We start from the raw sequence: 10,544 nt of genomic DNA on the forward strand, positions 1-10,544 counted from the left end.
GAGTGTCTCTGATCGCTTCTGACCACTTCCGCATCGTTGTCGGCCTCGGCAAGAGCGGCATGTCCCTGGTTCGCTTCCTGGCGAACCGGGGCACGTCGTTTGCTGTGGCCGACACGCGGGAAAATCCACCGGAACTGGCCACGCTCAAGCGTGACTATCCGCACGTGGAAGTGCGTTGTGGCGAGCTGGACGTCGAATTCCTCTGCCGTGCCGACGAGCTCTACGTGAGCCCAGGCCTGGCGCTGGCGACCCCGGCCCTGCAAGCCGCCGCTGCCCGTGGCGTGAAAATGTCCGGCGACATCGAGTTGTTCGCGCGTAATGCGCGGGCGCCGATCGTCGCGATCACCGGCTCCAACGCGAAAAGCACCGTGACTACTCTGGTCGGCGAGATGGCGGCTGCGGCCGGCAAGCGCGTCGCTGTCGGTGGCAACCTTGGCACCCCGGCGCTGGACCTGCTCAGCGATGATGTCGAGTTGTACGTCATGGAGTTGTCGAGTTTCCAGCTGGAAACCACCGACCAGCTCAACGCCGAAGTCGCCACCGTACTGAACATCAGCGAAGACCACATGGATCGCTACAGCGGTCTGCCGGCCTATCACCTGGCCAAGCACCGGATCTTCCGGGGCGCGAAGCAGTTTGTGGTCAACCGTCAGGATGCCCTGAGCCGTCCATTGATCGGTGAAGACCAGCCATGCTGGACCTTTGGCCTGAGCAAACCGGATTTCAAAGCGTTCGGCATTCGCGAAGAAGACGGCGAGAAGTACCTCGCCTTCGAATTCCAGAACCTGATGCCCGTGCGTGAACTGAAGATTCGCGGCGCGCACAACCAGTCCAACGCTCTCGCCGCATTGGCACTGGGTCACGCGGTGGGCCTGCCGTTCGACGCCATGCTCTCTGCATTGCGTACGTTTGCCGGCCTCGAGCATCGCTGCCAGTGGGTGCGCGATCTCGACGGCGTGGCCTATTACAACGATTCCAAAGCCACCAACGTTGGCGCCGCTCTGGCCGCCATCGAAGGTTTGGGCGCAGACATCGACGGCAAGGTCATTCTAATCGCCGGCGGTGACGGCAAAGGCGCCGAATTCAACGATCTGCGTGATCCGGTGGCGGCCAACTGCCGCGCTGTGGTGCTGATGGGCCGCGACTCCGACAAAATCGGCGCAGCCATCGGTGATGCCGTGCCGCTGATTCGCGCGAGCTCGCTGGTCGACGCCGTTGAGCAATGCCGCGCCGCTGCCCAACCGGGTGACGTGGTGCTGCTGTCGCCGGCCTGCGCCAGTTTCGACATGTTCAAGAATTACGAAGACCGTGGTCACCAGTTCGTCCGCGCTGTGGAGGAACTGGCATGAACCTGAGAAACATCATCAAGCCGTACCCGTCGCCGCTGATCACCGGGCGTGGCATCGACCTCGATTTCCCGATGCTCGCCGGTTGCCTGGCGCTGCTCGGTCTCGGCCTGATCATGATCGCCTCGGCGTCCACCGAAGTGGCGGCGGCGCAGTCGGGCAGTCCGCTGTATTACATGATTCGCCACCTTATCTATGTGGTGCTGGGCCTGGGCGCGTGCATCGTCACCATGATGATCCCGATCGCCACCTGGCAGCGCCTCGGCTGGATGATGCTGATCGGTGCGTTCGGCCTGCTGGTGATGGTGATCATCCCCGGCATCGGCCGCGAAGTGAACGGTTCGATGCGCTGGATCGGCTTCAGCTTCTTCAACGTGCAGCCGTCGGAAATCGCCAAGGTGTTCGTGGTGATCTACCTCGCCGGTTATCTGGTGCGCCGGCAGAAAGAAGTGCGCGAGAGCTGGATGGGCTTCTTCAAGCCGTTCATCGTTCTGCTGCCAATGGCCGGTCTGTTGCTGATGGAACCGGACTTCGGTGCCACCGTAGTCATGATGGGCGCGGCGGCAGCGATGCTGTTTCTTGGCGGGGTCGGGCTGTTCCGCTTCTCGCTGATGGTGGTGCTGGCGGTTGGCGCGGTGGTTTTGCTGATCCAGATGCAGCCCTATCGAATGGCGCGTCTGACCAATTTCGCCGACCCGTGGGCCGACCAGTTCGGCGCCGGTTATCAGCTGTCGCAAGCCTTGATCGCGTTTGGTCGCGGCGAGTGGCTGGGCGTCGGCCTGGGCAACAGCGTGCAGAAACAGTTCTACCTGCCGGAAGCGCACACCGATTTCGTGTTCTCGGTACTCGCCGAAGAACTCGGTGCGGTCGGTTCGCTGTGCACCGTCGCGCTGTTCGTGTTCGTGTGTATTCGCGGCATGTACATCGGCCTGTGGGCGGAGAAGGCCAAGCAGTTCTTCGCCGCTTACGTGGCTTACGGCTTGTCGTTCCTGTGGATTGGTCAGTTCCTGATCAACATCGGTGTGAACGTCGGCCTGCTGCCAACCAAAGGTCTGACCTTGCCGTTCCTGAGTTACGGCGGCAGCTCGCTGGTGATCTGCTGCGCCTGTCTGGGCCTGTTGCTGCGCATCGAATGGGAGAGTCGAACCCACCTGGGCAGCGAAGAGATGGAATTCCAGGAGAGCGACTTCGCCGAGGAGCCGACTCATGGGCGCTAACGTATTGATCATGGCCGGCGGTACCGGCGGCCACGTGTTTCCGGCGCTGGCCTGTGCCCGCGAGTTTCAGGCGCGCGGCTACACCGTGCACTGGCTCGGCACGCCACGCGGGATCGAAAACGAACTGGTTCCGGCGGCAGGGCTTGAACTGCACCGGATCGACGCCAGCGGTCTGCGCGGCAAGGGCAAGCTGTCGCTGCTCAAGGCGCCGCTGATGTTGCTGAAATCGGTGTGGCAGGCGCGGGCGATCATGCGCCGCCTGAAGCCGGTGTGCGTGGTTGGCTTTGGCGGATATGTGACCGGCCCTGGTGGCCTTGCTGCGAAACTGGCTGGCGTGCCAGTGATCGTTCACGAGCAGAACGCTGTCGCCGGCACCGCCAATCGGTTGCTGGTGCCGTTCGCCGCCCGAGTGTGTGAAGCGTTCCCCGACACCTTTACTCTGTCGGACAGCCGCCGTACCACCGGTAATCCGGTGCGCAGCGAGCTGTTCCTCGACACATCGCGACCGGCGCTGGCCGGGCGCAAAGCGCGTTTGCTGATCCTTGGCGGCAGCCTGGGCGCAGAACCGTTGAACAAATTGCTGCCTGAAGCCCTGGCCCAAGTCGCTGCCGACCTGCGCCCGGAAGTGTTTCATCAGGCCGGCAAAAATCACGATGAAGTGACTGCCGAGCGTTACCGCGCCGTGGGTGTGGAAGCGCAGGTGCAGCCGTTCATCAAAGACATGGCCCAGGCCTATGGCTGGGCTGACCTGGTGGTGTGCCGCGCTGGCGCGTTGACCATCAGTGAGCTGGCGGCCGCCGGTCTGCCCTCGATGCTGGTGCCTTTGCCCCACGCGATCGACGATCACCAGACCCGCAACGCCGATTATTTGGCCCGCGAAGGCGCTGCCTTCCTGATGCCGCAAAGAACGACTGGTGCCGCGGATCTTGCCGCGCGCCTGACAGAGGTCTTGATGCAACCGCAACGACTCGAAGCAATGGCCCAAGCGGCCCGCCGACTGGCCAAACCCGATGCCACCCGTAGCGTGGTCGATACCTGTCTGGAGGTGGCCCATGGTTGAGAATCAGAAAGCCATGCCACAACCGGAAATGCGCCGCATCCGTCGCATCCACTTCGTCGGCATCGGCGGCGTGGGCATGTGCGGCATCGCTGAAGTGTTGTTGAACCTGGGCTATCAAGTCTCCGGTTCCGACTTGAAAGCGTCGCCGGTCACCGAGCGCCTGGAATCGTTTGGCGCGCAGATCTTCATCGGTCATCGTGCCGAGAACGCGGCTACCGCCGACGTGCTGGTGGTGTCGAGCGCAGTGAACACGTCCAACCCGGAAGTGGCGACTGCCCTTGAGCGCCGCATTCCCGTAGTGCCGCGTGCAGAAATGCTCGCCGAGCTGATGCGCTATCGCCACGGCATCGCCGTCGCCGGTACCCACGGCAAAACCACCACCACCAGCCTGATCGCTTCGGTGTTCGCGGCGGGTGGTCTGGACCCGACATTCGTCATTGGTGGTCGTCTGAATGCAGCGGGCACCAATGCCCAGCTCGGCACCAGCCGTTACCTGATCGCCGAAGCCGACGAAAGCGATGCGAGCTTCCTGCATCTGCAGCCGCTGGTGGCCGTGGTCACCAACATCGACGCCGACCACATGGCGACCTACGACGGTGACTTCAACAAACTGAAGAAAACCTTCGTCGAATTCCTGCACAACCTGCCGTTCTACGGTTTGGCGGTGATGTGCCTGGACGATCCGGTGGTGCGCGAAATCCTGCCGCTGGTGAAACGTCCGACCGTGACCTACGGCTTCAGCGAAGACGCCGACGTACGCGCAATCAATGTGCGCCAGCAGGGCATGCAGACCTTCTTTACGGTGCTGCGCCCGGATCGCGAGCCGCTGGACGTGTCGGTGAACATGCCCGGCAATCACAACGTGCTCAACTCGCTGGCGACCATCTGCATCGCCACCGACGAAGGCGTCAGCGATGAAGCCATCGTTCAGGGCCTGTCAGGCTTCCAGGGTGTTGGCCGACGCTTCCAGGTCTACGGCGAACTGCCGGTGGACGGCGGCAACGTGATGCTGGTCGACGACTACGGTCACCACCCGACCGAAGTCGCTGCCGTGATCAAAGCCGTGCGCGGTGGCTGGCCGGAGCGTCGTCTGGTGATGGTCTACCAGCCGCATCGCTACAGCCGCACCCGTGATCTGTACGACGACTTCGTCAATGTACTGGCCGACGCCAACGTGCTGCTGCTGATGGAAGTCTATCCGGCCGGCGAAGAGCCGATCCCGGGCGCCGACAGCCGCAAGCTGTGCAACAGCATCCGCCAGCGCGGTCAGCTCGACCCGATCTACATCGAGCGGGGCGTTGACCTGGCGCCGCTGGTCAAGCCGCTGCTGCGCGCCGGCGACATTCTGCTGTGCCAGGGCGCTGGTGATATCGGCGGTCTCGCGCCGAAGCTGTTGAAAAGTGAATTGTTCGCCGGCGCCGTGGCGGCGCCGGTCGAGGGGAAGTTGAAATGACTGCTGCCTACGCCAAGCTGTTCTCCACCATCGCGCCGAAAGACTTCGGCCGCGTCGCCGTGCTCTTCGGCGGCCTGAGTGCCGAGCGTGAGGTTTCGCTGAAATCCGGCAACGCCGTGCTCGAGGCGCTGCAAAGCGCTGGCGTCGACGCGTTCGGCATCGATGTGGGCGAAGACTTCCTGCAGCGTCTGCTCAGCGAAAAGATCGACCGCGCGTTCATCATTCTCCACGGTCGCGGCGGTGAAGACGGCAGCATGCAGGGCCTGCTCGAGTGCGCCGGCATCCCTTACACCGGCAGCGGCATCCTCGCCTCGGCACTGGCGATGGACAAGCTGCGCACCAAGCAGGTCTGGCACAGTCTCGGGATTCCGACGCCGCGTCACGCCGTACTGTGCAGCGAAGCCGATTGTATTTCCGCAGCGACGGAACTGGGCCTGCCTTTGATCGTCAAACCGGCGCATGAAGGTTCAAGTATCGGGATGGCCAAAGTGAATTCTGCGTCCGAGTTGATCGACGCATGGAAAGCGGCCAGTACCTACGATTCGCAAGTGTTGGTCGAGCAATGGATTCAAGGTCCGGAGTTCACCATCGCCACCCTGCGTGACCAGGTGTTGCCTCCTATCGCCCTGGGTACACCGCACACGTTCTACGACTACGACGCCAAGTACATCGCCAACGATACCCAGTACCGCATTCCGTGCGGGCTCGACGCGGCCAAGGAACAGGAACTCATGGAACTCACGGCCAAGGCCTGTGAGGCGCTGGGTATCGCCGGTTGGGGCCGGGCGGACGTGATGCAGGACGCCGACGGGCAGTTCTGGTTCCTCGAAGTCAATACCGCACCGGGCATGACCGATCACAGCCTGGTGCCGATGGCGGCGCGGGCTGCCGGTCTGGATTTCCAGCAACTGGTTCTGGCCATTCTGGCCGCCAGCGTTGAAGACGCAGGCGCAACAGAGGCGCGAGGTTAAGACCATGCAAGGCGCTCATCTCAGACATCAGCCACCCGCACCCGGCCGCAAGCCGGTGCCGCGGGGTGCCAGCCGAATGGTGGCGAAAGAGCCGATGTCCGCGCGCCTGCCGAAAGCCAATTTCAGCTTTCTGAAAAGCCTGTTCTGGCCAGTGCTGCTGGTGGCGCTGGGCTTTGGCACCTACGAAGGCGCGCAGCGTTTGCTGCCGTACGCCGACCGCCCGATCAGCAAGATCGCGGTGCAGGGCGACCTCAGCTACATCAGCCAGCAGGCGGTGCAGCAGCGGATCGCGCCGTTCGTGGCGTCGAGCTTCTTCACCATCGACCTCGCCGGTATGCGTACCGAGCTCGAGCAGATGCCCTGGATCGCCCACGCCGAAGTGCGTCGGGTGTGGCCGGATCAGGTGGTGATCCGCCTCGAAGAGCAATTGCCGGTGGCGCGTTGGGGCGATGAGTCGTTGCTCAACAACCAGGGCCAGGCGTTCACGCCCAAGGAACTGGCGAATTATGAACACCTGCCGCAGCTGTTCGGCCCACAACGGGCTCAGCAGCAGGTGATGCAGCAGTATCAGGTGCTGAGCCAGATGTTGCGGCCGCTGGGTTTTTCGATTGCACGCCTGGAATTGCGTGAACGCGGCAGCTGGTTCCTGACCACCGGTGCCGGCAGTTCCGGCCCCGGCATCGAGTTGCTGCTGGGACGCGGCAACCTGGTGGAAAAGATGCGCCGCTTTATCGCCATCTATGACAAGACGCTGAAAGAGCAGATTACGAACATTGCGCGCATCGATCTGCGCTACGCCAACGGCCTCGCTGTTGGCTGGCGGGAACCCGTAGCGCCGACGACAGCCCAACCCGCTGTCGCAAAGAATTAAGAAGAGGCAGGACCCATGGCAAACGTGCAAAGCGGCAAAATGATCGTCGGTCTGGATATCGGCACCTCCAAAGTGGTGGCGCTGGTAGGCGAGGTCGCGGACGACGGCCAGCTGGAAATCGTCGGGATCGGCACGCATCCGTCCCGCGGTCTGAAGAAGGGCGTGGTGGTCAACATCGAATCCACCGTGCAGTCGATCCAGCGCGCGATCGAAGAAGCCCAACTGATGGCCGGCTGCCGCATTCACTCCGCGTTCGTCGGCGTGGCCGGCAATCACATCCGCAGCCTGAATTCCCACGGCATCGTTGCGATCCGTGATCGCGAAGTCAGCTCGGCGGACCTTGAGCGTGTACTCGACGCCGCCCAGGCCGTGGCGATCCCGGCTGACCAGCGCGTGCTGCACACCCTGCCGCAGGATTACGTGATCGATAACCAGGAAGGCGTGCGCGAGCCGCTGGGCATGTCCGGCGTGCGTCTGGAAGCCAAGGTTCACGTGGTCACCTGCGCTGTCAACGCTGCACAGAACATTGAAAAATGCGTGCGTCGCTGCGGTCTGGAAATCGACGACATCATCCTCGAGCAACTGGCCTCGGCCTACTCGGTGCTCACCGACGACGAAAAAGAACTGGGCGTGTGCCTGGTCGACATCGGCGGCGGCACCACCGACATCGCGATCTTCACCGAAGGCGCGATCCGTCACACCGCGGTGATCCCGATTGCCGGTGATCAGGTGACCAACGACATCGCCATGGCGTTGCGCACCCCGACCCAGTACGCCGAAGAGATCAAGATCCGTTACGCCTGCGCCCTGGCCAAACTGGCCGGTGCCGGCGAAACCATCAAGGTGCCGAGCGTTGGCGACCGTCCACCGCGCGAACTGTCGCGTCAGGCCCTGGCCGAAGTGGTCGAGCCGCGTTACGACGAACTGTTCACCCTGATCCAGGCCGAGCTGCGTCGCAGCGGCTACGAAGACCTGATCCCGGCGGGCATCGTGCTCACCGGTGGTACGTCGAAAATGGAAGGCGCCACTGAACTGGCCGAAGAAATCTTCCACATGCCGGTGCGCCTCGGTGTGCCGCATGGCGTGAAAGGTCTGGATGACGTGGTGCGCAACCCGATTTATTCCACTGGCGTTGGTTTGTTGATGTACGGCCTGCAAAAGCAGTCCGATGGAGTTTCGTTCTCCGGCATCGGCAGCCGCGACAGCTACAGCAGCGAAGAGCCTCAGGCGCCGCTGCTGGACCGACTGAAAAAGTGGGTTCAGGGCAATTTTTAAAAGCTTTACCGCAACACCGCTACAAACAGCAGTAGGCGAAAAAACTAGAGAATGTAAGGAGAGGGAAAATGTTCGAACTCGTAGACAACATCCCCGCAAGCCCGGTAATCAAAGTTATCGGTGTCGGCGGTGGCGGCGGCAACGCTGTCAATCACATGGTCAAGAGCAACATCGAAGGCGTTGAGTTCATCTGCGCCAACACCGATGCTCAAGCGCTGAAAAACATCGGCGCGCGGACCATCCTGCAACTGGGCACCGGCGTGACCAAAGGCCTGGGTGCCGGCGCCAATCCTGAGGTCGGCCGTCAAGCCGCTCTGGAAGACCGCGAGCGCATCGCTGAAGTGCTGGCCGGCACCAACATGGTGTTCATCACCACCGGCATGGGCGGCGGTACCGGTACCGGTGCAGCGCCGATCATCGCTGAAGTGGCCAAGGAAATGGGCATTCTGACCGTTGCGGTCGTGACCCGTCCGTTCCCGTTCGAAGGCCGCAAGCGTATGCAGATCGCCGACGAAGGCATTCGCATGCTTTCGGAAAGCGTCGACTCGCTGATCACCATTCCGAACGAGAAACTGCTGACCATCCTCGGCAAAGACGCAAGCCTCTTGTCGGCTTTCGCCAAGGCTGACGATGTCCTGGCCGGTGCCGTTCGCGGTATCTCCGACATCATCAAGCGTCCGGGCATGATCAACGTCGACTTCGCCGACGTACGCACCGTGATGAGCGAAATGGGCATGGCGATGATGGGCACTGGCTGCGCCAGCGGTCCGAACCGTGCACGTGAAGCTACCGAAGCGGCAATCCGCAACCCGCTGCTGGAAGACGTCAACCTGCAAGGCGCGCGCGGCATTCTGGTGAACATCACCGCCGGTCCTGACCTGTCCTTGGGTGAGTACTCCGACGTGGGTTCGATCATCGAAGCCTTCGCTTCCGAGCACGCGATGGTCAAGGTCGGTACCGTTATCGATCCGGACATGCGCGACGAGCTGCACGTAACCGTGGTTGCCACCGGTCTGGGCGCGAAAATCGAGAAGCCTGTGAAGGTCATCGACAACACCGTTCACACCTCCATGGCTTCCGCCCAGGTGCAACAACCGGCTCCGGCCCGTCAGGAGCAGCCAGCGGTGAACTACCGTGACCTGGACCGTCCGACCGTCATGCGCAACCAGGCTCAGGCCGGTGCTGCGGCTGCCGCGAAGATGAATCCGCAGGATGACCTGGATTACCTGGACATTCCGGCATTCCTGCGTCGTCAGGCCGATTGATGGAATGTATCAGGGCTATGAAGGTGATTGGTGTTCAGCAAAGGCATGGTCTGCTATCATCGCCAGCCTTTGTTGATACCAGTTCGCAATTTGCGCTGAAGCGGCCCAAGCCATGATTAAACAACGCACACTGAAAAATATTATCCGTGCCACAGGTGTAGGCCTGCATTCCGGTGAGAAGGTCTATCTGACCCTCAAGCCTGCGCCTGTCGACACTGGCATTGTGTTTTGTCGCGCTGACCTCGACCCTGTGGTGCAGATTCCTGCCCGCGCGGAAAACGTCGGTGAAACCACTATGTCGACGACGCTGATCAATGGCGACGTCAAAGTGGACACGGTAGAGCACTTGCTCTCGGCCATGGCTGGCCTGGGCATCGATAACGCCTACGTCGAGCTCTCCGCGTCCGAAGTCCCGATCATGGATGGCAGCGCTGGACCCTTCGTATTCCTGATTCAATCGGCAGGCCTGGAAGAACAGGACGCCGCCAAGAAATTCATCCGCATCCTGCGTGAAGTGACAGTGGAAGACGGCGACAAGCGCGCCACTTTCGTCCCTTTCGAAGGCTTCAAGGTGAGCTTCGAGATCGATTTCGATCACCCGGTATTCCGGGACCGCACCCAGAGTGCAAGCGTGGATTTTTCCAGCACTTCGTTCGTAAAAGAAGTCAGCCGCGCCCGTACCTTTGGTTTCATGAGTGACATCGAGTACCTGCGCAAGCACAACCTCGCACTCGGCGGCAGCGTGGAAAACGCGATCGTGGTCGACGCTGATGGCGTGTTGAACGAAGACGGTCTTCGTTATGAAGACGAATTCGTCAAACACAAGATCCTCGATGCGATTGGCGACCTGTACCTGCTGGGCAACAGCCTGATTGGTGAGTTCAAGGGCTTCAAGTCCGGTCATGCACTGAACAACCAGCTGCTGCGCAAATTGATTGAGCAGACAGACGCTTGGGAAGTGGTGACGTTCGAAGACGCCAGCACCGCACCAATCTCTTACATGCGCCCGGTTGCGGCGGTGTAAGTAAAAAACCTCTCTAGTTTGTTGAAGGCCATCCTCGGATGGCCTGTTTTTATGCCCTTTCA

At 61.7% G+C, this 10,544-nt stretch carries 9 protein-coding genes; all 9 read left to right on the forward strand.

Annotated features, from left to right (window positions below):
* The first annotated feature begins 2 nt into the window (after positions 1–2).
* The 9 genes from murD to lpxC all read left to right on the forward strand — a co-directional run bounded on the left by murD (position 3) and on the right by lpxC (position 10,482).
* On the forward strand, positions 3–1,349 hold the full coding sequence (gene murD, locus F8N49_RS06685; protein ID WP_151551035.1) for a UDP-N-acetylmuramoyl-L-alanine--D-glutamate ligase: 1,347 nt from the start codon (positions 3–5) through the stop codon (positions 1,347–1,349).
* Positions 1,346–2,563, forward strand: a complete 1,218-nt coding sequence (ftsW, locus tag F8N49_RS06690; RefSeq protein ID WP_016773276.1) for a putative lipid II flippase FtsW — start codon at positions 1,346–1,348, stop codon at positions 2,561–2,563. The genes murD and ftsW overlap by 4 nt, the downstream gene beginning before the upstream one ends.
* The gene (gene murG / locus F8N49_RS06695) at positions 2,553–3,623 is read left to right on the forward strand and encodes an undecaprenyldiphospho-muramoylpentapeptide beta-N-acetylglucosaminyltransferase (protein ID WP_151551037.1); all 1,071 of its coding nucleotides are present in this window, start codon (positions 2,553–2,555) and stop codon (positions 3,621–3,623) included. Before ftsW ends, murG begins: the two co-directional genes overlap by 11 nt.
* Positions 3,616–5,076: a UDP-N-acetylmuramate--L-alanine ligase gene (gene murC / locus F8N49_RS06700; protein ID WP_039761387.1), complete on the forward strand. Its 1,461-nt coding sequence runs from the start codon at positions 3,616–3,618 to the stop codon at positions 5,074–5,076. Before murG ends, murC begins: the two co-directional genes overlap by 8 nt.
* The gene (locus F8N49_RS06705) at positions 5,073–6,047 is read left to right on the forward strand and encodes a D-alanine--D-alanine ligase (protein ID WP_016773280.1); all 975 of its coding nucleotides are present in this window, start codon (positions 5,073–5,075) and stop codon (positions 6,045–6,047) included. Before murC ends, F8N49_RS06705 begins: the two co-directional genes overlap by 4 nt.
* 4 nt (positions 6,048–6,051) lie before the next feature.
* The gene (locus F8N49_RS06710; RefSeq protein ID WP_039761388.1) at positions 6,052–6,918 is read left to right on the forward strand and encodes a cell division protein FtsQ/DivIB; all 867 of its coding nucleotides are present in this window, start codon (positions 6,052–6,054) and stop codon (positions 6,916–6,918) included.
* 15 nt (positions 6,919–6,933) lie between these two features.
* Complete coding sequence (gene ftsA / locus F8N49_RS06715; protein WP_016773282.1) at positions 6,934–8,193, forward strand: cell division protein FtsA; 1,260 nt, start codon at positions 6,934–6,936, stop codon at positions 8,191–8,193.
* Positions 8,194–8,261: 68 nt separating this feature from the next.
* A complete protein-coding gene (gene ftsZ / locus F8N49_RS06720) occupies positions 8,262–9,458 on the forward strand; it encodes a cell division protein FtsZ (protein ID WP_016773283.1) in 1,197 nt (398 codons plus the stop codon).
* Between the two features lie 112 nt (positions 9,459–9,570).
* Positions 9,571–10,482, forward strand: a complete 912-nt coding sequence (gene lpxC / locus F8N49_RS06725) for a UDP-3-O-acyl-N-acetylglucosamine deacetylase (protein WP_007916984.1) — start codon at positions 9,571–9,573, stop codon at positions 10,480–10,482.
* Positions 10,483–10,544 lie beyond the last annotated feature (62 nt).

The organism is Pseudomonas sp. GXM4 (assembly GCF_008923895.1).
Taxonomy (GTDB): Bacteria; Pseudomonadota; Gammaproteobacteria; order Pseudomonadales; family Pseudomonadaceae; genus Aquipseudomonas; species Aquipseudomonas atacamensis.

Coding starts and splice junctions, on each gene's coding strand:
- ftsW (WP_016773276.1), top strand. CDS start 1,346: ATGAACCTGAGAAACATCATCAAGCCGTACCCGTCGCCGCTGATCACC.
- murG (WP_151551037.1), top strand. CDS start 2,553: ATGGGCGCTAACGTATTGATCATGGCCGGCGGTACCGGCGGCCACGTG.
- murC (WP_039761387.1), top strand. CDS start 3,616: ATGGTTGAGAATCAGAAAGCCATGCCACAACCGGAAATGCGCCGCATC.
- F8N49_RS06705 (WP_016773280.1), top strand. CDS start 5,073: ATGACTGCTGCCTACGCCAAGCTGTTCTCCACCATCGCGCCGAAAGAC.
- F8N49_RS06710 (WP_039761388.1), top strand. CDS start 6,052: ATGCAAGGCGCTCATCTCAGACATCAGCCACCCGCACCCGGCCGCAAG.
- ftsA (WP_016773282.1), top strand. CDS start 6,934: ATGGCAAACGTGCAAAGCGGCAAAATGATCGTCGGTCTGGATATCGGC.
- ftsZ (WP_016773283.1), top strand. CDS start 8,262: ATGTTCGAACTCGTAGACAACATCCCCGCAAGCCCGGTAATCAAAGTT.
- lpxC (WP_007916984.1), top strand. CDS start 9,571: ATGATTAAACAACGCACACTGAAAAATATTATCCGTGCCACAGGTGTA.